The sequence below is a fragment of the Microbacterium sp. H6 genome, from assembly GCF_003314775.1.
Taxonomy (GTDB): domain Bacteria; phylum Actinomycetota; class Actinomycetes; order Actinomycetales; family Microbacteriaceae; genus Microbacterium; species Microbacterium oxydans.
In genome coordinates, this window is sequence record NZ_QOAY01000175.1 from 1 (window position 1) to 23,827 (window position 23,827).

25 protein-coding genes and 1 tRNA gene are annotated in these 23,827 nt (G+C 67.9%); 11 read left to right on the forward strand and 15 right to left on the reverse strand.

Features of this window, described 5'->3' with window-relative positions:
- Positions 1-544 (forward strand): glucose-6-phosphate dehydrogenase assembly protein OpcA (locus tag DSP71_RS11150; protein ID WP_181800723.1); only part of this gene is annotated, 544 nt, incomplete at its 5' end.
- Positions 545-549: 5 nt separating this feature from the next.
- The gene (gene pgl / locus DSP71_RS11155) at positions 550-1,329 is read left to right on the forward strand and encodes a 6-phosphogluconolactonase (RefSeq protein WP_058633218.1); all 780 of its coding nucleotides are present in this window, start codon (positions 550-552) and stop codon (positions 1,327-1,329) included.
- A gap of 33 nt (positions 1,330-1,362) precedes the next feature.
- Here pgl and DSP71_RS11160 read toward each other — a convergent pair whose 3' ends face one another.
- The gene (locus DSP71_RS11160) at positions 1,363-2,454 is read right to left on the reverse strand and encodes a DMT family transporter (protein ID WP_058633217.1); all 1,092 of its coding nucleotides are present in this window, start codon (positions 2,452-2,454) and stop codon (positions 1,363-1,365) included.
- A gap of 61 nt (positions 2,455-2,515) precedes the next feature.
- On the opposite strand from DSP71_RS11160, the gene def reads away from it, so the two are divergent.
- On the forward strand, positions 2,516-3,082 hold the full coding sequence (def, locus tag DSP71_RS11165) for a peptide deformylase (protein WP_082682753.1): 567 nt from the start codon (positions 2,516-2,518) through the stop codon (positions 3,080-3,082).
- A gap of 120 nt (positions 3,083-3,202) precedes the next feature.
- Positions 3,203-3,718, forward strand: coding sequence for a hypothetical protein (locus DSP71_RS11170; protein ID WP_061015334.1), 516 nt, complete (start codon positions 3,203-3,205; stop codon positions 3,716-3,718).
- A 61-nt stretch (positions 3,719-3,779) separates the two neighbouring features.
- Here the strand turns inward: DSP71_RS11170 and DSP71_RS11175 are convergent, their stop codons facing one another.
- The gene (locus DSP71_RS11175) at positions 3,780-5,198 is read right to left on the reverse strand and encodes a CdaR family transcriptional regulator (protein ID WP_058633212.1); all 1,419 of its coding nucleotides are present in this window, start codon (positions 5,196-5,198) and stop codon (positions 3,780-3,782) included.
- 113 nt (positions 5,199-5,311) lie between these two features.
- Between DSP71_RS11175 and DSP71_RS11180 the strand changes: the two genes are divergently transcribed.
- Together DSP71_RS11180 and DSP71_RS11185 are read left to right on the forward strand one after the other, a co-directional pair.
- Positions 5,312-6,409 carry an alcohol dehydrogenase catalytic domain-containing protein gene (locus tag DSP71_RS11180; protein WP_058633211.1) on the forward strand — a complete coding sequence of 366 codons (1,098 nt, stop codon included), beginning with the start codon at positions 5,312-5,314 and terminating at the stop codon, positions 6,407-6,409.
- A 62-nt stretch (positions 6,410-6,471) separates the two neighbouring features.
- Positions 6,472-7,908, forward strand: coding sequence for an APC family permease (locus tag DSP71_RS11185; RefSeq protein ID WP_113681129.1), 1,437 nt, complete (start codon positions 6,472-6,474; stop codon positions 7,906-7,908).
- Positions 7,909-8,036: 128 nt separating this feature from the next.
- On the opposite strand, the gene DSP71_RS11190 is transcribed toward DSP71_RS11185, so the two are convergent.
- The 5 genes from DSP71_RS11190 to dusB all read right to left on the reverse strand — a co-directional run bounded on the left by DSP71_RS11190 (position 8,037) and on the right by dusB (position 13,408).
- Positions 8,037-8,112 (reverse strand) — tRNA-Asn (locus DSP71_RS11190).
- 97 nt (positions 8,113-8,209) lie between these two features.
- A complete protein-coding gene (locus DSP71_RS11195) occupies positions 8,210-8,983 on the reverse strand; it encodes an ATP-binding cassette domain-containing protein (protein WP_046749179.1) in 774 nt (257 codons plus the stop codon).
- Between the two features lie 36 nt (positions 8,984-9,019).
- Complete coding sequence (gene dnaG, locus DSP71_RS11200; RefSeq protein ID WP_046749180.1) at positions 9,020-10,879, reverse strand: DNA primase; 1,860 nt, start codon at positions 10,877-10,879, stop codon at positions 9,020-9,022.
- The gene (locus DSP71_RS11205; RefSeq protein ID WP_046749181.1) at positions 10,879-12,264 is read right to left on the reverse strand and encodes a deoxyguanosinetriphosphate triphosphohydrolase; all 1,386 of its coding nucleotides are present in this window, start codon (positions 12,262-12,264) and stop codon (positions 10,879-10,881) included. The genes dnaG and DSP71_RS11205 overlap by 1 nt, the downstream gene beginning before the upstream one ends.
- A complete protein-coding gene (dusB, locus tag DSP71_RS11210) occupies positions 12,254-13,408 on the reverse strand; it encodes a tRNA dihydrouridine synthase DusB (protein WP_061015339.1) in 1,155 nt (384 codons plus the stop codon). Before dusB ends, DSP71_RS11205 begins: the two co-directional genes overlap by 11 nt.
- A 59-nt stretch (positions 13,409-13,467) precedes the next feature.
- Here dusB and DSP71_RS11215 point away from each other — a divergent pair, with 59 nt between their 5' ends.
- Positions 13,468-13,962, forward strand: coding sequence for a glutathione peroxidase (locus DSP71_RS11215; protein ID WP_046749183.1), 495 nt, complete (start codon positions 13,468-13,470; stop codon positions 13,960-13,962).
- A 14-nt stretch (positions 13,963-13,976) separates the two neighbouring features.
- Here DSP71_RS11215 and DSP71_RS11220 read toward each other — a convergent pair whose 3' ends face one another.
- On the reverse strand, positions 13,977-14,663 hold the full coding sequence (locus DSP71_RS11220) for a DsbA family protein (RefSeq protein WP_058631369.1): 687 nt from the start codon (positions 14,661-14,663) through the stop codon (positions 13,977-13,979).
- A 69-nt stretch (positions 14,664-14,732) separates the two neighbouring features.
- Here DSP71_RS11220 and DSP71_RS11225 point away from each other — a divergent pair, with 69 nt between their 5' ends.
- On the forward strand, positions 14,733-15,344 hold the full coding sequence (locus DSP71_RS11225) for an AAA family ATPase (RefSeq protein WP_058631370.1): 612 nt from the start codon (positions 14,733-14,735) through the stop codon (positions 15,342-15,344).
- On the opposite strand, the gene DSP71_RS11230 is transcribed toward DSP71_RS11225, so the two are convergent.
- Both DSP71_RS11230 and recO read right to left on the reverse strand, forming a co-directional pair.
- Positions 15,284-16,087: an isoprenyl transferase gene (locus DSP71_RS11230; protein ID WP_058631371.1), complete on the reverse strand. Its 804-nt coding sequence runs from the start codon at positions 16,085-16,087 to the stop codon at positions 15,284-15,286. The genes DSP71_RS11225 and DSP71_RS11230 overlap by 61 nt on opposite strands.
- A complete protein-coding gene (gene recO, locus DSP71_RS11235; RefSeq protein WP_046749187.1) occupies positions 16,084-16,827 on the reverse strand; it encodes a DNA repair protein RecO in 744 nt (247 codons plus the stop codon). Before recO ends, DSP71_RS11230 begins: the two co-directional genes overlap by 4 nt.
- A gap of 34 nt (positions 16,828-16,861) precedes the next feature.
- On the opposite strand from recO, the gene DSP71_RS11240 reads away from it, so the two are divergent.
- Positions 16,862-17,554 (forward strand): trimeric intracellular cation channel family protein, encoded by a 693-nt coding sequence (locus DSP71_RS11240; RefSeq protein WP_046749188.1) that lies wholly within the window; start codon positions 16,862-16,864, stop codon positions 17,552-17,554.
- A gap of 5 nt (positions 17,555-17,559) precedes the next feature.
- Here the strand turns inward: DSP71_RS11240 and DSP71_RS11245 are convergent, their stop codons facing one another.
- Positions 17,560-18,303: a TetR/AcrR family transcriptional regulator C-terminal domain-containing protein gene (locus DSP71_RS11245; protein ID WP_113681130.1), complete on the reverse strand. Its 744-nt coding sequence runs from the start codon at positions 18,301-18,303 to the stop codon at positions 17,560-17,562.
- A gap of 67 nt (positions 18,304-18,370) precedes the next feature.
- Between DSP71_RS11245 and DSP71_RS11250 the strand changes: the two genes are divergently transcribed.
- Positions 18,371-18,751, forward strand: a complete 381-nt coding sequence (locus DSP71_RS11250) for a VOC family protein (RefSeq protein WP_113681131.1) — start codon at positions 18,371-18,373, stop codon at positions 18,749-18,751.
- Positions 18,752-18,823: 72 nt separating this feature from the next.
- Here DSP71_RS11250 and leuA read toward each other — a convergent pair whose 3' ends face one another.
- Positions 18,824-20,578: a 2-isopropylmalate synthase gene (leuA, locus tag DSP71_RS11255; protein WP_046749191.1), complete on the reverse strand. Its 1,755-nt coding sequence runs from the start codon at positions 20,576-20,578 to the stop codon at positions 18,824-18,826.
- 192 nt (positions 20,579-20,770) lie between these two features.
- Between leuA and DSP71_RS11260 the strand changes: the two genes are divergently transcribed.
- The gene (locus DSP71_RS11260; RefSeq protein ID WP_113681132.1) at positions 20,771-21,418 is read left to right on the forward strand and encodes a hypothetical protein; all 648 of its coding nucleotides are present in this window, start codon (positions 20,771-20,773) and stop codon (positions 21,416-21,418) included.
- Between the two features lies 1 nt (position 21,419).
- On the opposite strand, the gene DSP71_RS11265 is transcribed toward DSP71_RS11260, so the two are convergent.
- The 3 genes from DSP71_RS11265 to DSP71_RS11275 form a co-directional block, all read right to left on the reverse strand.
- Positions 21,420-22,373, reverse strand: coding sequence for an NADP-dependent oxidoreductase (locus tag DSP71_RS11265; protein WP_113681133.1), 954 nt, complete (start codon positions 22,371-22,373; stop codon positions 21,420-21,422).
- Between the two features lie 13 nt (positions 22,374-22,386).
- Entirely contained in the window at positions 22,387-22,860 is a 474-nt protein-coding gene (locus DSP71_RS11270) for a hypothetical protein (protein WP_046749193.1), read from the reverse strand.
- On the reverse strand, positions 22,857-23,827 hold a 971-nt coding region (locus DSP71_RS11275; protein WP_258546380.1), incomplete at its 5' end, for a hypothetical protein. The genes DSP71_RS11270 and DSP71_RS11275, both read right to left, overlap by 4 nt.

Genomic DNA, 23,827 nt, shown 5'->3' on the forward strand with positions numbered 1-23,827 from the left:
CCCGCTCGGCAAGATCGCTCAGCGCCGCATCACCGACGCCGCGACGGCGCACGATGTCCGCGACCGGCTCGCGCTCCTCGGTGAGACTCATGCCCCCGGCGACACCGACCTGGCCTGGACGCGCCTGACCCACTGGCGCGAGCAGCTCGCGGCCGTGCTCGACCAGCCGCCGTACGAGCCGATCACCGGGGTCGAGGTGCGCGGAGCATCGGCATCCCCGTCCACCGCGCTGCTGGCCGCGTGGCTGCAGATGGCTCTCGATGTGCCGGTGCAGTGGTCGTACGAAGACCCCGACCAATGGGCTGAGGGCATCAAGTCGGTGCGCCTGACGCGTGATTCGGGAGACATCCTCCTCGAGCGCCCGACGCCGGGCGTCGCCGTGCTCACGCAGCCGGGCCAGCCGAACCACGACCTGCACCTTCCCCGACGCACACTTCGCGAATGCCTCGCAGAGGAGCTGCGTCGACTGGACCCCGACGTCCTGTACGGTCGGGTGATCACCGAGGGCTGGGAGAAGCTGGGTCCGCCCGAGACTGGAGAGTGACGTCGATGACGACATCGTCCGCAGAGAAGCGCGTGGTGGTGGAAGCCACCCCCGCTGCCCTCGCCACCCGTGTGGCCGACCGATTCCTGACGCGGGTGCGTGCGCGCACCCGCAACGGTCGGCTCGCACACATCGCCCTCACGGGAGGATCGATGGGTGGAGCGGTGCTGCGTGCCGCGTCCGAACACCCTCGTGCCGCCGAGATCGACTGGTCTCTGGTGCACTTCTGGTGGGGCGACGAACGCTTCGTCCCGCGCGACGATGTCGACCGCAACTCTCTGCAGTCGCGACAGGCGCTGCTCGACCACATCGCCGTGCCCGCGGAGAACGTGCATGAGGTCGCCGGCCCCGACAGCGGCCTGACCCTGGACGAATCCGCCGCGGCTTACGCCGAAGAGCTCGCACGGTTCGGCACCGACGAGCACCCGTGGCCCTCGTTCGCCGTGTGCTTCCTCGGTGTCGGCCCCGACGGCCACGTCGCCTCGCTCTTCCCTGATCGCGAGGAGGTCACGGTGACGGATGCCGCCGTTCTCGCCGTGCGGGACTCCCCCAAGCCTCCGCCGGAGCGCGTCACTCTGACCCGCCCCGTGCTCAACTCGTCCAAGCGCGTATGGCTCGTACTGACGGGGGCGGACAAGGCCTCCGCGCTGGGCCTCGCTCTTGCGGGCGCCAGCTACACGAGTGTCCCTGCAGCCGGGGCGAAGGGCCGCAAGCGGACGGTCTTCTTCGTGGACGAAGCTGCCGCCTCCGAGGTCTCCGCCGACCTCATCGACCAGGCCTACTGAGTCCTGCGAGCACAGCCCCTCCCGGGGACTGCGTCACGGGTGTTCCGAGGATCCATCGCCCCGCTGCGGCGCATCCGGCCCGACGGTGCCGTCGGCGCGCTCGGGAGCGCCCATCGCCGAGGGCGATGCCGTGGAGTCCTCCTGCCCGCTCCGCCCGGGGGCGCCCGGCGCACTGCCGCGCGGTATCCCCAGTTCCTGGCTGTCGCTGAGCACCTGGGGATGGTACCGGGCGAGCCCGACGACACCCCATACGGCGATCCCGCCGGCCACGGCGAAGATCACGAGCACCCACCACGGCGCGGCGGCTGCTTCGCCCAGCACGACCATTCCGATGAGCACCGCCACGAGCGGGTCGACGACGGTGAGTCCGGCGATCACGAGGTCGGGCGGACCCGAGCTGTACGCCGTCTGCACGAAGTAGGCACCGACAGCCGCAGCCGAGATGAGGGCGAGCACGCAGATGGCGGTGATCCACTCGAACTGGCCCGCCTCGATGCGCTTGATGACGACCTTGGCGAGCGTGGCCACGAATCCGTAGAGGATGCCGGCGCCGATCACGTAGAACAGCGCACGCATGCGGCGACGCAGGATCAGCCAGCATGCGCCGAGGACGATGATGACGGCGAGCAGGAGCGCCAGGATGGTGAAGAGCTCGCGGTCGGTCACCTCTTGCTCTGTCGCGTAGATCGCGGCGAAGAACACGAAGAGGAAGATCCCGCCGACGCAGCAGATGATGGCGGTCAACGATTGTCGTGTCGGCGAGTGGCCGGAGATCCGCGCATTGAGCAGCGTCGTGATCACGAGCGCGATCGCTCCGAGCGGCTGAACCACGATCAGCGGCGCCTGCACGAGCGCGGCGAGCTGACAGATGACGGCGAGCCCGAGCATGAGCGTGCCGATGAGCCACGACGGGCGGGTCAGGAGCCGCTTGAGCTGATCGAAGCTCAGTCCCGACGCACCGGTGGCACCGCTGAGACGCTCGACCTTCTCGACGCCGCGGTGCTGGTATTGCGCGCCGAGGGACATGAAGACGGCGCCGGCGAGGGCGAGCGGGATGCCGAGCAGCAGACCGGGGTTCTGGAACGCGCCGACGAGCTGATCGCCGACGTCCTCGACCGCATTCATCCACACCCCAGCACTCACAGTACGACCCTACCTGGCGCGCACCGCCGACTAGGGTTGTGACGTGGCTGTACTTCCGATTCGCATCATGGGCGATCCCGTCCTGCACTCCCCCGCCTCCCCCGTCGACGAGATCACCGACGACATCCGAAGCCTCGTCGCGGACATGTTCGAGACGATGGATGCCGCACCGGGAGTCGGCTTGGCCGCCCCGCAGGTCGGCGTGCCCCTGCGGATCTACACCTACGCATATGTCGATGACGACGACCAGCCGTGGCGTGGTGTCCTCATCAACCCCGAGCTCTGGATGGTTCCGCTCGAACCGGGCGAGCCCGATCCGGACCTCGAGTCAGAGGGCTGCCTCTCGTTCCCGGGCGAGCGATTCCCCCTGCGCCGGTCGGAGCGCGTGCACGTGACCGCGACGGACCTGGAGGGGCAGCCGGTCTCGATCGACGTGGACGGCTGGCGTGCCCGCATCATGCAGCACGAGTTCGATCATCTCGACGGCATCCTGTACGTCGACCGTCTCTCCGACGGGGACTGGAAGACCGTGCAGAAGATCGCCCGCAAGCGCGGCTGGGGGCGGCCAGGCGCGAGCTGGATGCCCGGCGTCGACGACCTCGAGGGGTGAGCCGCTCCCAGCAGAACCACAGCCTCCTCCGAGTTGCATCACAGACTCGGTGACGGCTAACGTGTTCGCGGCGGGGGCTTTCATCGTGCCTCCACATCACGCTTCGGAGGGGAAACAATCATGATGAAGATGCGCGATCGACGGGCTCTGATGCTCGCAGGATCGGCAGTGGCGCTCTCGGTCGCCCTGACCGGTTGCAGCGCCCTCAACGGTATTCTCGGCAGCGGTTCCGGCGACGCCAACCGCGATGAGGAGACCGGCCAGGTCACCGAGAGCTCGAACGTCGGCGTCTTCTCGGTGAAGCTGGGTGACTGCATGCTCGACACCGGAACCGGCATGCTCACGGATGCCAACGTCCTCCCCTGCACCGACCCGCACGACCAGGAGGTGTACTACGAGATCACGATGCCGGACGGCGAGTTCTCCGACACCGACATCGACGCGGCGACGCAGGAGTGCGTCGGAGACGCGTACACCTCGTTCGTCGGCGTCGCCTACGACGACTCCGCTCTCAACGTCACCACGCTCGTTCCCACCAAGGACTCCTGGGAGAAGAACAACGACCGCGTGATCCAGTGCATCATCTTCGACCCGGCCGGGCAGACCACCGGCTCGCTGGCCGGCGCCGCACGCTGACCCGCAGTCGCAGAGAAGGGCTCCGCCTCGTGGCGGGGCCCTTCTTCGTACCCGCGATGGTTCAGTCGTCCGAGGCGCGCAGAGCCAACCAGGCAGCCACGCGATCGTCGGGGTCGGCCATGGACAGTCCCAGCAGATCCTCGATGCGTCGGATCCGCGCCGCCAGCGTCTGCCGATGGATTCGCAGTCGCGTCGCGCTCTCGCCCCAGGCGCTGTTCGTGGCGAGGAAGACACGCAGGGTCTCGATCAGCTCCGGGTGCTGTTCAGCACCCCTCAGCGGGTCGAGGAGCCTCCCGATGCGCTGCGTCTGATCCGGTCCCAGGTGCCCGAGCACCAGGGACACCGTGGGGATGGACTCGTACCTGACGACGCGCTCACCACCCGCCCGCGCGGTCTCACTCGCCTGGCGGGCTTCGTCGACGCTGCGCGCGAGCGCGTCCGTCGCACTCGGACGACCGAGACCGAGGTAGAGCGTCGAGGCGAAGGTCCGCACACGATGCGCGATCTCCTCCGCGTGTTCCTCCCGGACGACACCGCGGATCAGTCCGCGCTGAGCGGCGAACACATGCTCGGCCCCGAGCTCGTCGAGCCACAGCGCGAGCAGATGCTCGGTATCGACGCCGCTCGTGCGCGAGACGAGGGCGAATCCCATGAGACTTCTCTCGTGCACACCCCAGCGGCGGAGGAGCCGGGCGGCCTCCTCCCCACCCTCGAGCACGGTCTCCAGCATCATCGAACGTCCGAGACGCTCGAGGTGGCTGCTGTCGCGCGTGCGCATCAGCAGGTCCAGCAGGGCCGCCGCTTGAGAGCTGAGCTCCCTTCCGCGCCCTGAGCTGTCGTTGCGCGGGGCGGTGACGAGCTGCGCGGTGATGTCCTGACCGGGGCCGACCGGATGCACCTGCAGGGCGCGATGGCGCACCCGGACGGGGCGACCGACGGCGACCGCGATCGCGTCGTCGATATGCAGACTTCCCGCCCCGGCCGTCGTGATGACCTCGCCATGTCGGTCGAGAAGCACCGCCCAGCCGTCGATCCGGTGCGCGAGTTCGGCGATGACACCGGTGATCCCGCTTCGTCGAGCGGCGAGGGTCAGCACGCGCATCGCAGAGGTGATCGCCCTGGCTTCGGCTGCCTGGTCGACGGCGAGCAGCGCGGTCAGCGTCGGCGTCAACAGCTCGTCGGCGATACCCGCTCCGACGATCGACGTGATGCGTCGTTCCTCGAGCACCTGGTGCACCGCCGGCGTGTCCGCGGCGGTGACCACGACCGCGTCCTGGAGCAGTGCGAGCTTCTCCGGGTCGTCGACCAGTTCGCCGAGCTGAGCGACCTCGACGACGACCAGGGTGGTGAAGAGGTGCTCGGAAGGAGCACTGAAGGAGTCCAGACCGACGACGGAGTTCACGTGACGCGAGCTCGGCACCGCTCCGTCCAGAAGCCGTCCTTGGAGGTATCGCGCCACGGAGGCGACATCACGAGCCACCTGCCGATCATACAAAGTGTGACTCCCACGCAGTGAATCCACACATTCGTCGAATGACTCCAGGTCGGCAGTCTCCTAGCATCGTCGGCATCCCCACTTACCCGAAGGATGTCATGAAAGCTGTTGTCTTCCGCGATCCGCAGTCTCCGATCGAGTTCGTCGACGTCGACCTCGCTCCGCCCCGCGCCGGCGAAGTGCGCGTCCGCATCGCCGCTGCGGGCGTCTGCCACTCCGACCTCCATGTGAAGCGCGGCGAGTGGGATGCTGCCGCGCCCCTGGTGATGGGGCACGAGGGCTCCGGTGTCGTGACCGAACTCGGCGAGGGCGTCACGACCCTGGCGGTCGGCGACCACGTGGTCCTGAGCTGGGTTCCGCCGTGCGGGGAATGTCGATACTGCCGCGCCGGCCATGAGGCGCGCTGCCAGAAGGTGGCGACGGTCGTCGCTCCCTTGGGCGTGCTCTTCGATGGCACATCGCGTCTGAGCCGCGACGGGGAGCAGCTCCACCACTACCTCGGCGTCTCCTCCTTCGCCGAAGAGGTCGTCGTGCCCGCGTCGGGTGCCGTCAAGGTCCGCGACGACGCCCCGCTCGATGTCGTCGCGGTCGTCGGTTGCGCCGTGGCCACCGGGGTGGGTGCGGTCCTCAACACGGCGGCGGTCGAACCGGGATCGACCGTGGTGGTGATCGGCTGTGGTGGCGTCGGCCTCAATGTGGTCCAGGGCGCGCGACTCGCCGGTGCGGAGCGCATCGTCGCGATCGACGTGCGTCCGGAGAAGACGCAGATGGCGTTGCAGTTCGGCGCCACGGACCGCATCGACGCCTCCCAGGGCGATGCCGTGGCGCAGCTGCGCGAACTCATCCCGGACGGTGTCGATTACGCGTTCGACGCGATCGGACGCACCTCCACCACCGAGCAGTCGATCCAGATGCTCGGCCTCGGTGGTGCGGCCGTGATCGTCGGGCTTCCCCCGACGGGCGCCCGCGCATCATTCGAGCCCCTCGTCCTCGCCGAGGCGGATCAGCGCATCCTCGGCTCGAACTACGGCTCGGTGCGCCCCTCCATCGATGTCCCGGCCCTCGTCGACCGCTACATGGACGGACAGCTCAAGATCGATCCGCTGATCTCGGGCCGCCGGCCTCTTGCCGAGGCCGCAGCCGCGCTGGATGACCTCGAGACCGGCTCGGCGCTGCGTACCCTGCTCATCCCCTGAGCACCCCCATCCCCCATCCCCCATCCCCATCCCCGACCCTGAAACCCGAATCCAGGAGAACCATGTCAGACACCGTCGTCGCCCCGCCTGGCGTCCCCCGGGATGCCGGTCTTCGCACCGGCGTCATGAGCGGACCAGAGCTCGCTGCCCAGGCCATCGCCAACATCGCTCCCAGCGCCGTCATCGCCTTCACGGCGGCGGCCATCTTCCTCGGTGCGGGCAACGGCACCATCTACGCCTTCGCCCTCGCCACGATCGTGATCCTGTGCGTCGGGTACTGCGTGGTGGTGTTCGCCCGCAAGCACGCCTCCGCCGGGTCGCTGTACACGTACGTGTCCAAGGGCCTCGGCCCGTTCGGCGCGTTCCTCGCTGGTGTGACACTGCTGATCGGCTGCTTCGGCATCGCGGCGGCCTCCCTCAGCGGGTCCGTGAGCTACATGGCACAGTTCCTCAGCATGCTGGGACTCCCCGCCCAGGGCCTCGGCTGGGACATCGGCCTCGCGATCGTGCTCGGCGGCCTGGCGACGCTGTTCACCATCCGCGGCATCCGCCTGTCCGCGCGGGTGTCGCTCGTCCTCGAGCTCGTGTCCGTCGGCATCATCCTCGTGCTCCTGATCACGGCGCTGGTCTGGGCGGGTCCCGCCGCCTGGGACCCCGCGCAGGTGCTCGCCACAGGATCGTCGTTCCAGGGAATCGCGTCCGGCATGGTGCTCGGCATCCTCGGTTTCGTGGGTTTCTCCTCCGCCGATGCCCTCGGGCGAGAGGCCAAGGAGCCGTACAAGGCGATCCCCCGCGCGATCATGTGGAGCGCTCTCGGCGTCGGCGTGCTCTACGTCTTCGCCGCCTACACGCAGATCACCGTGCTCGGTGACGAGCTCGCCACCGCCTCCAGCCCGCTGGAGACCATGTCGGCCCTGATCGGGATGCCCGGCTGGTTCGCCGCCGTGCTCACCTTCGGCGTCTCCGCGTCGTTCTTCGCCGTCGTGGTCGCACCCCTCAACGTGATCGGCCGCATCGTCTACGTGATGGGCAAAGAGGGCGTCGTCGCCGAGCGCTTCGGACGCACGCACGAGCAGCACCTCACACCTCATCGCGTCCTGATCATCGCCGGAGCGGCGGCCGTCGCGGTCGACATCGTGCTGCTGCTCTCGGGAGCGGCGACCGGCGAGATCCTCGTGTGGGTGAACACCTGGGGCACCTACGGCTACATGGTCGCCTACGCCCTCGTGGCGATCGCCTGCGTGGTCTACACGCAGCGGGCGAAGATGCGCAACGGTCTCGTGAAGGTGTGCGCGACCGTCGCGGTCGGCACCATGGGCTACGTCTTCTTCGCGAACGTGTGGCCGGTGCCGGCGTTCCCGTACAACGTGATCCCCTACGTGTTCCTGGTGACGGTCGCACTGGCGCTCACCCGGTACGCGTACCTCGCCCGACGTCGTCCCGACGTCATCGCCCGCATCGGCAACACCGAGACGAGCGCGATGGAGGGTGTCGGCTGACCCGACACCGCCGATCGAAGGAGCCTCTCCCCACGGAGGGGCTCCTTCTGTCGAGTCTGGACTCGACAGGATCTCTCGGCCCGCCGGAGAACGAGAAAAGCCCCCTCCGTGGAGGGGGCTTTTCCGATTGGCTCCCCGGCTTGGACTCGAACCAAGAACCTGCCGGTTAACAGCCGGCTGCTCTGCCAATTGAGCTACCGAGGAATGTGCGCCGCTGAGCGGGCAACTCGTCAAGCTTAGCAAACTCCCGGAGGTGTTCACGACACGGCGGCGCGGTTCCGGGATGCCGGGCGTGTCGGGGTCAGTGCCGTGAGTCCGACTCCGCGTTCGGCACCCAGAGCAGGTCCTTGCCGACTCCGCGGGCCACGACATGCCCACTGCGGAGCATGAGGGTCTCGGCGTTCAGTTCGCGGATGAAGTCGGCGTCGTTGGTCACGAGGAGGGCCGCCATCGACTGCTCCCTGCGACGGCGGGTGATCGCGTCGAAGACCACCGGACGCACCTCGAGGTCGAGGTTCGCGAGCACCTCGTCGGCGATGAGCACCTTCGGCTCGAGCACGAACGACCGCGCGATGGCCACACGCTGGCGCATGCCGGCGCTGAGTTCGTAGGGGAACTTCGACGCGGTCCCGAGTGGCAGGTGCAGCTCGTCGAGCAGCATGGCCACGCGGATCGAGAGGGCCTTGGTGTTCACCCGGCGCTCCCGGATGAGGATCGGCTCCGCGATCACCTCGTTCACGGTGAGCCGAGGCGGCAGGTCTGCCCCGGCGCCCTGCGGTACGAAGCCGGTGCGATAGGTGAGGATGCGGTGTTTGCGACCGGGACGGCGCACATCGACGCCGCAGACCTGGGCACTGCCTCCGACGACCTTGACCGAGGGGTCGGTGGAGCCGGCAAGGGCGGCGACCAACGTCGACTTTCCTGAGCCCGTGGGTCCGGCGACGCAGATGAGCCCACCGGGCGCCAGCGAGAACGTGACACCGTCGACCGCGCGCGTCGGCATCCCGTGGCCGATGCGGTCGATCACCAGATCGGCGCAGTCGATCGCGTTCGTTGATTCGGGCCTGCGGGACATGACTCCATCCTGCCGCCTGCCGGCCCCCGCTCCCCGTTACGACTCGGCGAAGCGCTGACGCTCTGCGTCGATGTCGCGCAGGCGCATCCGCAGCGCGCGACCACCATCGGAATCGGCAGGCACGCGTTGCACCGCACCGAGGAGCTCCTGCTTCTCGTGCTCGAGCTGCCGGAGCACGAGCCTGCGGGCGAGGTCGGCCACAGTGGCGACGGCCCGCTCCTCCGTCCGCTCGGGGAACGGCGTCATCAACAGCTCCCCCGCGAGGGAGCGGTAGGGTTCACGCACGCCGTTCACGGCCTCGGTCACCCAGCCGGCCCTGGTGCGGTCCGGAGCCGCCGCAACCGCCTCACGCACGGCGTCCAGCCCTGGAGTCCGGAAGGGTGCCTCCAACGCCCGGTTGAGCAGCGCCTGATCGACCTGGTGTCCGTACTGGAGCGCACCCATCAGCGCGTCGCGTTCAACCGCGACGTCGGGGCTGCGCGGCAGACTCGCCAGCGTCACCGGAGCGACGAGGGGAGCCCCCGTGACCGAGTCGATCTGCGGGGCCTCCCGACGCGGCTGCTGCGGGGTCGAGGCTCCGCGAGCGGCGCGTTCGACCTCACTGCGCACTTCGGTGGGGTCCATCCCGAGCCGCCGCGCCAGTACGCGTTCGTACCCCGGGCGAAGAAGCTGATCGCGGATCTCCGCCACGATGGGAGCGGCCGCCCGCAAAGCACCGACGCGCCCTTCCACCGTGGAGAGGTCGAAGCCGCCGAGTTTGCGGTCGATCGCGAACTCGAACATCGGCTGCTTGGTGTCCATCAGCCCCCGAACCGCGGCATCTCCTCGCCGGAGTCGCAGGTCGCACGGATCCATACCGTCGGGCGCGACCGCGACGAAGGTCTGCGCGTTGAATCGGTCATCCTCCGTGAAGGCACGCAGGGCCGCCTTCTGACCGGCTTCATCACCGTCGAAGGTGAAGACCACCTCGCCTGAGGCGTTGTCATCACCCATCACGCGGCGCAGCACCTTGATGTGCTCGGTGCCGAACGCCGTACCGCATGTGGCGATCGCCGTCGTGAGTCCCGCGAGATGGCAGGCCATCACATCGGTGTAGCCCTCGACCACCACGACCCGGCGTGGGTCACCTCTGGCGATGTCGCGCTTGGCGAGGTCGAGCCCGTACAACACCTGCGCCTTCTTGTAGATCGGCGTCTCCGGGGTGTTCAGGTACTTCGGCCCCTGGTCGTCGTCGAACAGCTTGCGGGCGCCGAAGCCGATCGTCTGCCCCGACACGTCCCTGATCGGCCACACGAGACGCCCGCGGAATCTGTCGTAGACACCGCGCTGTCCGGTCGAGACGAGGCCGGCATTGCTGAGCTCCTCGCGGGTGAACCCCTGCGCGGTGAGCGCCTTCAGCATGCCGTCCCAGCCACGCGGGGCGAAGCCGACTCCGAAATGCGCTGCAGCACCTGCATCGAACCCGCGCTCCCCGAGGAAGCGACGTCCTGCCTCGGCGTCCGGGGTGAGCAACTGCGCGCGGAAGAACTCCGCGGCTGCGGTGTTGGCTGCATACAGCCGACTCCGCCCACTCGTCTCGGGGGCGGCTCCGCCGTCCTCGTAGTGCAGCGTGTACCCGATGCGGCCGGCGAGACGCTCCACCGCCTCCGTGAAGCTGACGTGGTCCATCTCCCGGAGGAAGGAGTACACGTCTCCGGACTCCCCGCATCCGAAGCAGTGGTAGTACCCCACCTGCTGCCGGACATGGAAACTCGGACTCTTCTCGTCGTGGAACGGGCACAGGCCCTTGAGGGATCCGACTCCGGCGGGCTTCAGCGCCACGCGCTCGCCGATGATGTCGGCGATGTTCGTGCGCGCCTTCACCTCATCGACATCGGCCTGACGGATCCGCGGCATCAGTGCGCTCTTTCCGCGACGGGAACGCGCTCGGTGTGCGGCCGCGCACCGGGGCGGGCGTGACGGGGAGTCCAGATCCCCACCTCGGCCGGGTCGATCTCCCCGACGAGACGGTTGTGCCAGTCGATGGCGCTCTGATCGGTGAGGCTCGCGATCTGATCCACGACGACTCTGGCGCGCTGGGCGTCGGTCTCCGCCGCGATGAAGTCGGCGGCGAACGCGGGCTCGAGCACATCGGAACCCGCGGACCACAGCGCATCGGTCGACCAGAGGGCGTCGGCGAGCCTCTTCAGCACGCGCCGCTGCTCCTTGTAGACACCCTTGCGGGCTTCGATCGTGACGATGGCCTGGCCCATGATGCCCTTCAACACGGCGATCTCCACCTCGATCACCCGCGGGACGATGACATGGGCGTTGTACCGGACCAGCGCCTTCGTACCGTACGCCTCCCTGGTGGCGGAGACCGAAGCACGGGCGAAACGTCCGATCAGGTCACTTGTGAGGTTCTTGAGCCGCGCGAGAGCCTGACGGGAACGGTCGAACGAGGAGAGCCACATCGGCTGCGACGCCAGACGGTAGAGCGCGTCGGCGAGCTCGTCACGCGTGAAGTCGTACCCGACCCACTGCTGGATACGCCCGACGAGTGCGTCGTGCTGAGCGGGGTCGGCGAGCTGGGCGACGTCGACGTAGCCGTTGACGATCGCATCCTCGAAGTCGTGGACGGAGTAGGCGATGTCGTCCGAGAGGTCCATGATCTCGGCCTCGATGCACCGGAGTCGACCAGGAGCGCCTTCGCGCATCCAACGGAACACGGCTTCATCCTCGGGGTACACGCCGAACTTCAGACGTCCACCGGGATCGGGGACCGGGCTGTCGACCGTCCACGGGTACTTGCACGTCGCGTCGAGGCTGGCGCGGGTCAGGTTCAGGCCGACCGAGCGGTCGCTGTCGTCGAGCACCTTCGCCTCGAGTCGGGACAGGATGCGCAGGGACTGGGCGTTCCCCTCGAACCCCCCGATGGGCTCTGCCCACTCGTTCAGTGCCCGCTCGCCGTTGTGACCGAAGGGAGGATGCCCCAGGTCGTGGCTGAGGCACGCGGTGTCGACGACATCGGCCGACACGTCCAGTGCGACAGCGAGCTCGCGCCCGACCTGAGCGACCTCGAGGGAATGCGTCAGACGGTTGCGGGCGAAATCCGCGGTGCTGGCAGGGCTGAGCACCTGTGTCTTGGCGGCGAGTCGGCGCAGCGCGGCAGAATGCAGGACACGGGCACGATCACGAGCGAAGTCGTTGCGCTCGGATCGATGGGTCTCGGCGAAGAAGCGTTCGGCGTCTCGCGCGTCGTAGCCGTCGGCACGCAGGCCTGGCCGGGGGTCAACCGCCACTGTTCTCGATCTCCGCTCCACGCATCATCTCCGAGGTGTCGGATGCGATCTCCCGCGACTCCAACCACTTGTCCGGCAGGGCCGTGCGCTTCGGGTGTCCCGCCCGCCCGCGCTGCCCCTCGGCGTCCGCACCGGGATACGGTGCCGTGTGATCGAGCCGGCCGAGGAGGTCGTCGATCTCGGCGAGGCTGGACGCCGTGGCGAGTCCGGTGCGGATGTCGCCCCCGACCGGGTAGCCCTTGAAGTACCAGGAGACGTGCTTGCGGATGTCACGGCATCCGCGATCCTCATCCTCGAAGAACTCGACGAGGAGCTCGGCGTGGCGGCGGAAGGCGTCAGCGACGAAGCCGAGCGTCGCGTCGACCGTCTTCCCCTCCCCGCCGAACGCGGTCGCCAACTCGCCGAACAGCCAAGGGCGTCCGAGGCAGCCGCGCCCGACCACCACTCCGTCGCAGTCGGTCTGCGCCATCATGCGCACCGCATCGTCGGCCGACCAGATGTCGCCGTTCCCCAGCACCGGGATGCTCGTGACCGCCTGCTTCAGCTCGCCGATCGCGTTCCAGTCCGCGAACCCGGAGTAGTACTCGCCGGCAGTCCTGGCATGCAGCGCCACGGCGGCGGCCCCGGCGTCTTCGGCCGCACGCCCTGCATCGAGGAACGTGAGGTGATCCTTGTCGATGCCCTTGCGCATCTTCACGGTGAGAGGGATGTCGCCGGCGGCTTTCACCGCCTGGTCGACGATGTCGGCGAACAGCTTCGACTTCCACGGCAGCGCCGCTCCCCCGCCGCGACGGGTGACCTTCGGCACCGGGCACCCGAAGTTGAGGTCGATGTGGTCGGCGTGATCCTCGGCGACGATGATGCGCACGGCCTCCGCGATGGTCTTCGGGTCGACGCCGTAGAGCTGGATGGACCGCGGCGTCTCGGACTCGTGATGCCGGATGAGTCGCATCGTGGTCTCGTTGCGTTCGACGAGCGCCCGCGAGGTGATCATCTCGCTCACGTAGAGCCCGGCGCCGTACTCGCGACACAGACGTCGGAAGGCGGTGTTGGTGATCCCCGCCATGGGTGCGAGGACGACCGGCACGTCGAGATCGATCGGGCCGATGCGAAGAGGGCGGGCGGGGGCGGTGGCGAGAGTCATGTCCTGTCCATTCTCCCAGACGCGGAGCCCGGAGGGATGCGGCGATCTAAGCTGTGCATATGACCGAATCCTCGCTCCGCACCATCCCGTTCACCGACGCGAAGGGCGAGGAGAAGACGCTCGACGATCTGGGCGCCGATGTGGTGCTCGTCGTAAACGTCGCGTCCAAGTGCGGGCTGACGCCGCAGTACGAGCAGCTCGAGGAACTGCAGCGTCTGTACGGCGATCGCGGATTCACCGTCGTCGGCTTCCCCTGCAATCAGTTCTTCGGTCAGGAGCCCGGCTCTGTCGACGACATCCTCGAGTTCTGCTCGACGACCTACGGCGTCACCTTCCCCGTCAACGACAAGGTCAAGGTCAACGGCAAGAACGCCGCCGAGCTGTACAAGGCGCTCAAGGAGACTCCCGACGCCGGTGGCAAAGCCGGGCGCGTGGAATGGAACTTCGAGAAGTTCCTCGTGCTGCCGGACGGGGACGTCCTGCGCTTCCGGCCGAAGCAGAAGCCGGACGCCCCCGAGATCGTCAGTGCGATCGAAGCGGCGCTGACCCGCTAGAGCGCGCCGGCCCGTCAGACGGCCGCGGTCTCCGGCTCGGCCTCTCCGCGCTTGGACCAGAGGTCGCGGAGAACGTTCTCGAACGCCGCGGGCGGTTGCGCGCCGCTGATGCCGTACTGGCCGTCGACGACAAAGAACGGCACGCCCTGGATTCCGTAGGCGCGGGCCTGCGCCTGGTCCTGACGCACGGCAGGCAGGTACTGCTCGCTCTCGAGTGCTGCGCGGGCACGGTCTGCGTCCAGCCCGACCTCGACAGCCAGCTCGACGAGATCATCGATGCGACCGACGTGCTTGCCCTCGGTGAAGTAGGCGGACATGAGCCGCTCTTCCATCTCGTGCTGCAGCCCCTCTGCCTTGGCGAAGTGCAGCAGCTCGTGCGCCTTCACCGTGTTCGTGTGCTGCAGCAGATCGAACCGGTACTCGAGGCCGGCGTTCGCCGCCACACCCGTCACGTTCGAGAGCATCTGCTCGACCTGCTCGCGCGGCATGCCCTTGTGGCCTGCGAGGAAGTCGATCTCGTCACCGTCGAAGTCGACGGGGGTGTCGGGCGAGAGCTCGAACGAGTGGAAGGTGATGTTGACCTGCGGTGCGTCCTCGTCGGCCGCGACCGCTTCGAGACCCTTCTCGAGGTTGCGCTTGCCGATGTAGCACCAGGGGCAGGCAATGTCGGACCAGATGTCGATGGAGATGGGTTCAGTCACACTGTTATGCAACCGCATGCACCTACGGGGTATTCCGAACCCGATCCGAGCCGCGGATAGGATTCTCGGATGCTCTCCGCCGAAGACCTGCTGCCCTCCGTCCCCGAGCGCGTGCTCGTCGCCGGCGTCTCAGGGTCCGGCAAGACCACGCTCGCCCGACGGCTGGCCCGCCTGTGGAACCTGCGCCATGTGGAGATCGACGGCCTGTTCCACGGCCCCGAGTGGACGCCGCGCCCCGAGTTCCTCGACGACGTGCGGGCCTTCGCAGCGGAGGAGCACTGGATCACCGAGTGGCAGTACACGAGCAAGGGAACGGACGACATCCTCCCCCCGCGCGCACAGCTCGCGATCTGGCTCGACTACCCGTACCGCGTGGTGCGAGGCCGCCTGATCCGGCGCACGCTGGCTCGAGGCGTGCTGCGGCTCGAGCTCTGGAACGGCAACCGCGAGAAGGGGCCGTGGACCATGTTCCGCCGTGATCCGGAGGAGAACATCCTCGCGTGGCAGGCAGCGACACTTCACAAGTGGACGGAGCGCTTCCCCGCGTTGCAGGAGCGCTTCCCGCACCTCACGATCGTCCGTCTCCGTCATCCGCGGGAGACGAGACGGTGGCTGCGTGCTCAGGCAGAGGCGTCGGGAACGTCGATCGCACCGCCGAAGCGACGGTCGCGCGACAGGTAGATCCCGATCGCCCGCCACAGCTCCTCGCGCGAGAAATCGGGCCAGAGCGTGTCGAGGAAGACCATCTCGGCGTATGCCGACTGCCACAGCAGGAAGTTCGAGGTACGTTGTTCGCCCGAGCTGCGCAGGAACAGATCGACGTCCGGCATGTCGGGGACGTACAGATGGCGGCGGATCATCTTCTCGGTGATCGCCTTGGGCTTCACGCGCCCTGCCGCGACATCGTCGGCGATCGCCCGCATGGCATCCACGAGTTCGACCCTGCCGCCGTAGTTGACGCACATCGTGAGCGTGAGCACGTCATTGTCGCGGGTCAGTCGCTCAGCGTGCTGCAACTCCTTGATGACGCTGCCCCACAGGCGCGGCTTGCGGCCGGCCCAGCGGATGCGCACACCCCATTCGTTGAGCTGATCGCGACGGCGGTGCAGGACGTCGCGGTTGTAACCCATGAGGAAGCGGACCTCTTCCGGCGAACGCGCCCAGTTCTCGGTCGAGAAGGCGTACACCGAGAGGTGCTTGACCCCCGCCTGGATCGCGCCGGCGACCACGTCGAGCAAGACCTCCTCCCCCGCCTTGTGCCCCTCGATGCGGTTGAGTCCCCGGCGGTTCGCCCACCGGCCGTTGCCGTCCATGACGATCGCCACGTGCTCGGGCACGGCCCGGAACGCGGGCGGGTACGAACCTGTCCAGTCCAGCGGTCGATAGGGGACGGCGTCCTTGTGCGTATAGGGCTTCGGGCTCACCGTGCTCCTTCTGAAGTGATGTCTGACACATGGGAGAGGGAGCGGATGCCGCGCTCCAGGTGCCATTGGGCGTACGCGGAGACAAGTCCCGAGGCTGCGGCGGTGTCGGCCGGCGCCGCTGCGTCGATCACGTCCCACTCCCCCGCGATGAGCGAACGGAGCAACGCCAGGGTCTTCTCTGCGACACGCGGGCTGCCTGCCGGGGCGCAGTTCTGGCAGACGAGCCCACCGAGCTGAGCGACGAATCGCGAGTGCGGCCCTGGGGTGCCGCAGCGGGCGCACTCGTCGAGCGATGGCGCCCAACCCGACAGCGACATCACCCGCAGCAGGTACGAGTCGAGGATGCTCCGTGCGACGTGCTCTCCCCGCGACAACGCCCGCAGCCCGCCGACGAGCAGCAGGTACTGATCGGGAGTGGCCTCCGCGTCGCTCAGACGGTCCGCCGTCTCCACCATGGCGTTGGCCGCAGTGAAGCGGTCGTAGTGTGCGGCGATGTCGGTGCCGTAAGAGCCGAGGGACTCGGCCTGCTGCACGATGTCGAGCGAGCGGCCCTGGTAGAGCTGCACGTCGGCGACCATGAACGGCTCGAGCCTGGCGCCGAACTTGGACGACGTCCGGCGCACTCCCTTCGCCACCGCGCGGACCTTGCCGTGCCGTCTCGACAGCATCGTGACGATGCGATCCGCCTCACCGAGTTTGTGGGTGCGCAGGATCACCGCTTCGTCTCGATAGGTGGGCACCCTTCGATTATCCTCCGTGCGCGAGAATGAACGGGTGACCGAACCGCTCTTCATCATTCCGCTCTGGGCGGACCTGCTCGGCGTCGGCCTCGGCGGAGTCCAGGGCGCGATGTTCGCATCGGGTTTCCAGGGTCAGAGACGGCTCGACTGGCTCGGGGTGGCCATCATCGGCATCATGATCGGGATGGGCGGTGGTCTGATCCGCGACATCCTGCTCGGGCAGACCCCCGCCACGCTGCAGAATCAGTGGTACCTGGTCACTGCGGCCGGCGCCGCGCTTCTGGGCATGCTGCTCGCCGGGCTCTTCACCCGCCTGAACACCGCCATCGTCGTCCTCGATGCCGTGGTGATCGGCATGTTCGGCGCCTTCGGCACGAGCAAGGCCCTCGCCTTCGGGATTCCCGAGGTGCCGGCGGTCTTCATCGGCGTCTGTGCCGCGGTCGGAGGAAGCGTGCTCCGCGACATGCTGATGGGCCTGCCGACCGCGATCATGCACGTCGGCTCGCTGTACGCGGTCGCTGCCGGAGCGGGGTGCACGTTCATCGTGATCGCCGTCGCACTCGGGATGCCGATTCCCCTCGCGGCGGTCATCGGCATCGTCGTGACGGCCGTGATCCGGATCCTCGCGGTGACGTTCGATGTCTCGCTCCCGGAGCAGCGCCGTCTCTACCGCCGTAAGGTCGCCGCGGAGACCGGCGCGATCGCGATCGTGAAACCTCAGGACTGACCGGTTCAGGTGCCGCGGAGGCGGTCCGCGCCGCGTACCATGCCGGCGAGTCCGTCGATCACTCGCTCGAGACCGAAGTCCCACGCCGTTCGAGCGTCGTAGGGAACGCCCATGGTTTCCCCCGCAGACTGACCCACCGCCCTGGCGAGCGGCATCTCCTCACCGAGGTAGGCCGCCAGACGCGGTGCGGCCTCTGCCCACGATGCCGCGAACGCCGCTGCCCGCTGCTCCTCGCGCATCCGAGCCGCCGCAGAGAGAGTGAAGTCCAGCACGAAGCTCAGCGCCGCGTCACGCTCCACGTCGCTGAGACCGAGGTCGTCGAAAGCATGGAGTTCCCGATCGTACTTGGCGATGGTGCCAGGGCCGAATGCGACACGGGGATCGTGGATGTCGATGAGCCATGGATGAGCGCGGAGGAGGTGCAGGTTGTCCTCGGCGACCGCCCGGACCGCCGCACGCCAGCCCGAGGCCTCCGCGGGCTCACTGCGAAGACTGGCGTGCATCGCATCCGCCATCAGCACGAGCAGGTCGGCACGGCTGTTGACGTGCGTGTAGATCGACATCGCGGTGAGGTCGAGGGACTGCGCCAGCGAGCGGATCGTCACCGCGCCGAGGCCGTCGGCGTCAGCCAGTGCGACGGCACGATCCACGACGTCATCCGCCGAGTGACGTGCCTTCGGCCCGCGCTGGCGGGTCACGGGAGCCGCGGGGCTGTGCCGCCAGAGCAGATCGACGAGATTCTTGGCCATCGGGGAATAGCCTAGACCGCTTCCGCCTTGACCTTGTACACTGTACAGACTTTTGGAATGGAGAACCGTGAACATCACTCAGACCGCCCTCTCGTTCAACGTCCCCGACGTGGCGGCCTCCGCCGCATTCGCCACGACGCACTTCGGCTTCGAGGAGGCAATGTCCGCGGACGGCTTCGTCTCGTTGCAGCACCCGGGGCCCGTCCCGAACATGATTTTCCTCCAGACCGGGCTCTCGACGTTCCGCCCACAAGAGATCGCCGGCTCCGCCGGTCAGGGAACCCTGATCGTCTTCGTCGTCGACGATATCGACCGGGAGTTCACCCGCATCGCCGACGCAGGCGCTCGTGTGGTCACCCCTCCGGAGACTGAACCCTGGGGTGAGCGCTATGGTCAGTTCGCCGACCCCAACGGCCTCATCTGGCAGCTGGTGCAGTGGGTGGGCTGACCTCTACCTCGAATCGCGCGATCGGTCCCCTCCTGTCGACGGACACGACCGATCGCGCGATTCGAACCGGGATCAGACGGTTGCCAGCTCCTGCTGACGCGTGCGGATCGAACGGTTCACACCCGAGACGATCGCCTTGAGCGATGCGGTGGAGATGTCTCCGTCGATGCCGACACCCCACAGGCGCTGGTCGCCGACCTGCAGTTCGACGTAGGCCGCGGCCTGCGCGTCTCCGCCGGCGCTGAGAGCGTGCTCGACGTAGTCGTAGACCGTGATGTCGAAGCCCTGTCCACGCAACACCTCGACGAACGCCGCGACCGGACCGTTGCCGTTGCCCGTGACGGACACCTGCTGATCGTCGTCGCGCAGCACCACGTCGAGTGCCACGTCACCCGACATGTCGCTCCGGGTCTGGGTCGCAAGCAGCTCGAAGCGCCCCCACTTGGCTGCGGTGTCGGCGGCGGGGAGGTACTCGTCGTTGAAGATCGACCAGATCTGCTCGCTGGTGACCTCGCCACCCTCGGCATCCGTCTTGGCCTGCACGACTCCGGAGAACTCGATCTGCAGCTTGCGGGGCAGATCGATCGCGTGGTCGGCCTTGAGCAGGTAGGCGACGCCACCCTTGCCGGACTGCGAGTTCACGCGGATCACGGCCTCATAGGAGCGACCGAGGTCCTTCGGGTCGATGGGCAGGTACGGCACCGCCCACTCGATCTCGTCCACCGTGACGCCCTGCGCCTCGGCCTTGGCCGCCATGGCCTCGAACCCCTTCTTGATCGCGTCCTGGTGGGAGCCGCTGAATGCCGTGAAGACGAGGTCACCCGCCCACGGGCTGCGCTCGGGCACCGGCAGCTGGTTGCAGTACTCGACCGTGCGCTTGACCTGGTCGATGTCGCTGAAGTCGATCTGCGGGTCGATGCCCTGCGTGAACATGTTGATCCCCAGCGCGACGAGGTCGACGTTGCCGGTGCGTTCACCGTTGCCGAACAGGCAGCCTTCGATACGGTCGGCTCCGGCCATGTATCCGAGCTCGGCGGCCGCGATCGCGGTGCCGCGGTCGTTGTGCGGGTGCAGCGACAGAATCACGTTCTCCCGGTGCGCGAGGTTGCGGCTCATCCACTCGATCGAGTCGGCATACACGTTCGGCGATGCCATCTCTACGGTCGCCGGGAGGTTGATGATGACCTTGCGGTCGGGCGTGGGCTCGAAGACCTCGATCACCTGGTTGCAGATGTCCACGGCGAACTCGAGCTCGGTCCCCGTGTAGCTCTCGGGCGAGTACTCGTAGTACACCTTCGTGTCGGGGATCGTCTTCTCGAACTCCCGGCACAGCCGGGCGCCCTCGAGTGCGATGTCGATGATGCCCTGCTTGTCGGTGCGGAAGACCACCTCGCGCTGCAGCACGCTCGTGGAGTTGTACAGGTGCACGATGGCCTGCTTCGCTCCCGCGATCGCCTCATAGGTGCGGGCGATCAGATGCTCGCGCGCCTGCGTCAGGACCTGGATCGTGACATCGTCGGGGATGAGGTTCTCCTCGATGAGCTGACGCACGAAGTCGAAGTCGGTCTGGCTCGCCGAGGGGAAGCCGACCTCGATCTCCTTGTACCCCATGCTGACGAGCAGCTCGAACATGACGCGCTTGCGCTCGGGCGACATCGGGTCGATGAGCGCCTGGTTGCCGTCGCGGAGGTCGACCGCGCACCAGCGGGGCGCCTCGGTGATGCGGGCATCGGGCCAGGTGCGGTCAGGCAGCTGGACGGTGATCTGCTCGTGGAACGGCCGGTACTTGTGGATCGGCATCGCGGACGGGCGCTGAGTGTTCTGCATGATGGGGCTTCTTCTCTTCGTCAGGTAAACGGGCCAACACAAGCGCCGCGACGAGGAAGGCCCTAGCTTTAGGACTCGTCGCGGCAGCTAAGAAGAAGCAGACCGCCGAAAGGCATGTGGTCATGCTAGCAGGGTTGACTCCGCCGATTCGACGGGTGTGAGACGTTTCCTTCGCTGTCGACACTCCCCGATATGAGCACATCGCCGCGTCGCCTGACCCTCGCCGTCGCCTCCGTCTTCGGCCTCCTGCTCCTGAGCGCCTGCACCTCCGGGCCCGGAGGCTCCGCGGCGCCGACGAGCACGTCTGCACCATCAGGGCAGGGGCTCGAAGACGTCCGGCCTGACCTCCCGGAAGGGCGCGTGATCGGCGTGGGCACGGTGCTCGATGTGGCGGGCGAGGTACAGCTATGTCTGGGAGCGATCATGGAATCGCATCCGCCCCAGTGCAGCGGAGTGCCTCTCGCCGGCTGGTCCTGGGCCGGACTCGAGGGCAGCGAGTCCAGCGGAGAGACCACCTGGGGCGCGTACGCCGTCTACGCGACCTACGACGGTGAACGGCTCACCAACACCGATCCACCGATCATGCTCGCGTTGTTCGACCCGATCCCAACGGAGGATCCGACGGGCGGCGTCGACGGCACCACACCGGCCGACGAGCTCACGAGGATCCAGGACGACATCGCCACGCGTCTCGGTGGAGAGGCGCTCACCGTCAGCACGGACCGCGGCTACGTCCGGCTCAGCGTCACGTGGGATGACGGTGCCATCCAGGAGGCCGCTGACGCGGAGTACGGTGACGGCGTCGTGATCGTGACCTCAGCGCTTCGGGAGATCGACTGAGCTACGGGATCAACGCGAGCTTGCCTCCGGGGTGACCCGTGGCGAGAAGTCGGTGGGCCGCGCGTGCCTCGAAGAGCGGAAACGTGCGGGCCAGGGGAACGACGAGATCGCCGTTCTGCGCCAGAGCGATCAACTCGCTGCGGACCTCATCCCGGAAACGTGCGCTCTCGGGCATGGAGCCGGCGATGGCGAGGATGCCGTCGGCCGTCGCGCGGTCAGCCGCGGCGATGGTCACGATCCGCCGACGATCGCCTACCAGTTCGAGCGATGCATCCACCGCTTCGTGCGTCCCCACGGCGTCCAATGCCGCAGCGATCGGCCCGTCCGCCAGAGCGCGCACACGTGCGGCGAGCCCCGAGCCGTAGCGCACCGGGAGCCCTCCGAATCGTCGCACCTCGTCGAACCGGGACTCGCTCGCCGTTCCGATGACGCGTATGCCGCGCAGGCGTGCCTGCTGCAGCACGCTCGCACCGACAGCACCGGAGGCACCGTGGAGCAGGATCGTCTCCCCCGGCGCCGCACCGGTGACGGCGAGCATCTCCGCGGCAGTCGTACCCACGAGGAGCAGGTTCGCCGCCTCCGGATGCGTCAGGGTGGAGGGCTTCGCGAAGACCTTCTCAGCCGGGACGGTGACCGCGGTCGCATAGCCGCCTCGCACGCGGAAGGCGATGACCTCGTCGCCGATGTCGACAGCGCCCGAACCGATGCGGGTACCCTGGCCGATGGCCGCGACCTCTCCCGAGACCTCGTACCCGATCGGCACCGGCAGCTCGATGCCCGGTCGGGCAGCAGCGACATGTTTCGCATCAGCGGGGTTCACCCCGGCGGCGAGGACGCGAATGGTGACCATGCCGTGCTCCGGAGCCGGAATGTCGTGCTCGACGAACTCCCAGAGGTCGGGCGAACCCCACCCCGCGGCGACCCAGTGCCGCGCTCGAGAGACCACCGCCGTCATCGCTCGGACCTGCTCAGAGGACGCAGCGGAGGTTGTTGACCGTGCCTGCGAGGTTCGCCCAGCTTCCCGCGTTGACGGTGGTAACCGTGGTGCTGCCGTTTCGCGCCTGCACGTGGCCGGAGCTCCGCGCATTGGCGACCGACTTCGCGATGAACGTGGAGGGAATCGTGTTGACGCTGCACACGCTGAACGTGAGCTTGTTGCCGCCGAGCGACCCGGCGCTGTAGGCGCAGAACCGATCGGTCGCACAGCTCCCGACCGAACGCGCCGACCGGAGCGCGATGGTCCCGATCGCGAGTTCCATGCCGAGCGCGGGCCACGCCGCATGCGTCGAATCGATGATCACACCGCCGGGCACTTCCTCGAGCATCGCGATGATCTCGGGAGCGACGGCGTCGTCGCCCTCCAGAGCAGCCTGCGCCGGTGCCGCACTGAGAAGCAGTATTGCGCTCAGCATCGTCGCAGCGACGATAACCCTCGGCCTCATCTGATCTCCTCCTCATCGAGGTCCCACATCTGATACGAGATGATCGAACCGGCGGCGAAGACGTCGTCTGCGATCAACACGGTGCGTTCGACGCCCACGATCCTGCCGGTGTCACGGGAGACCAGGATCAGATCGCTGGCGGCGCCATCCGGCGATATGACCCTGACGCCGTTCACTTCCCGCCCCAGACGGTCCTTCGTCATCCCGAGCGCTTCCCCGCCCTGCGCCTCCTCGAGGAGCGCGAGCAGCTCGCGGTGCTGCGCGTTCGTCAGCGTCCACTGGTCGAGGACCGACGTGAAAGCCACCTCGACGTCGTACGCCGTCGGGTTCTCCGGCATGCCGAAGGCACGGAGGATGGCGATCATGTCCTGACGCGTCTCGCCCGGCACGTCCGTCCAGGGGGTGTAGAAATCGCCCGGCGCCATGACGAGGTCGGTGACGACCTCCCCACTGCTGGTCACCTCGGCGGCGTTGCTCGCCACCGCGTCCTCCGGATCGTAGGGGACGCCGGCGACGATCGTCATCCGGCCCGAGCCGTCCGGTTCCCACGTGAGCGTGGAGAGCTGCGGGACGACCTTGCTGACCTTCGCCTCGACCTCGACCGAGAACCCCCAGAAGGCGGTCCGCACGGCGCGCTCCGGCGCTGCGGGTCCGGTCGGATCGGCGAGAGCCGCGTCCGCGTCATCCACCGTCTGCGCGACCGTGGTCGAGCCTTCGAAGTCGAGAGGCGATGGCATCCCGGCCACCGCGGCGCCCTGGGGCGAGAAGACGGCGAAGGCCAGGGCGGTGGATGCGGCGACCGCCGTCAGCCCGGAGGCCCAGCCGATCGCCCGCCGACGTCTCCTGCGAGGCGCCGCACTCGTGCGGAGGATCCGATCCCTGGTCGCGAGAGCCCGGGCATCGGGTGCCGCCTCACGCGGCGTCGGTGCGGGATCGGCGTCGATCAGCATCCGTTCGAGTACGGCAT

Bases quoted from the DNA above. Each gene is read 5' to 3' on its own strand.
- pgl (WP_058633218.1), top strand. From the start codon at position 550: ATGACGACATCGTCCGCAGAGAAGCGCGTGGTGGTGGAAGCCACCCCC.
- DSP71_RS11160 (WP_058633217.1), bottom strand. From the start codon at position 2,454: ATGAATGCGGTCGAGGACGTCGGCGATCAGCTCGTCGGCGCGTTCCAG.
- DSP71_RS11170 (WP_061015334.1), top strand. From the start codon at position 3,203: ATGATGAAGATGCGCGATCGACGGGCTCTGATGCTCGCAGGATCGGCA.
- DSP71_RS11180 (WP_058633211.1), top strand. From the start codon at position 5,312: ATGAAAGCTGTTGTCTTCCGCGATCCGCAGTCTCCGATCGAGTTCGTC.
- DSP71_RS11185 (WP_113681129.1), top strand. From the start codon at position 6,472: ATGTCAGACACCGTCGTCGCCCCGCCTGGCGTCCCCCGGGATGCCGGT.
- DSP71_RS11195 (WP_046749179.1), bottom strand. From the start codon at position 8,983: ATGTCCCGCAGGCCCGAATCAACGAACGCGATCGACTGCGCCGATCTG.
- dnaG (WP_046749180.1), bottom strand. From the start codon at position 10,879: ATGCCGCGGATCCGTCAGGCCGATGTCGATGAGGTGAAGGCGCGCACG.
- dusB (WP_061015339.1), bottom strand. From the start codon at position 13,408: ATGACTCTCGCCACCGCCCCCGCCCGCCCTCTTCGCATCGGCCCGATC.
- DSP71_RS11215 (WP_046749183.1), top strand. From the start codon at position 13,468: ATGACCGAATCCTCGCTCCGCACCATCCCGTTCACCGACGCGAAGGGC.
- DSP71_RS11225 (WP_058631370.1), top strand. From the start codon at position 14,733: ATGCTCTCCGCCGAAGACCTGCTGCCCTCCGTCCCCGAGCGCGTGCTC.
- DSP71_RS11245 (WP_113681130.1), bottom strand. From the start codon at position 18,303: ATGGCCAAGAATCTCGTCGATCTGCTCTGGCGGCACAGCCCCGCGGCT.
- leuA (WP_046749191.1), bottom strand. From the start codon at position 20,578: ATGCAGAACACTCAGCGCCCGTCCGCGATGCCGATCCACAAGTACCGG.
- DSP71_RS11260 (WP_113681132.1), top strand. From the start codon at position 20,771: ATGAGCACATCGCCGCGTCGCCTGACCCTCGCCGTCGCCTCCGTCTTC.
- DSP71_RS11265 (WP_113681133.1), bottom strand. From the start codon at position 22,373: ATGACGGCGGTGGTCTCTCGAGCGCGGCACTGGGTCGCCGCGGGGTGG.
- DSP71_RS11270 (WP_046749193.1), bottom strand. From the start codon at position 22,860: ATGAGGCCGAGGGTTATCGTCGCTGCGACGATGCTGAGCGCAATACTG.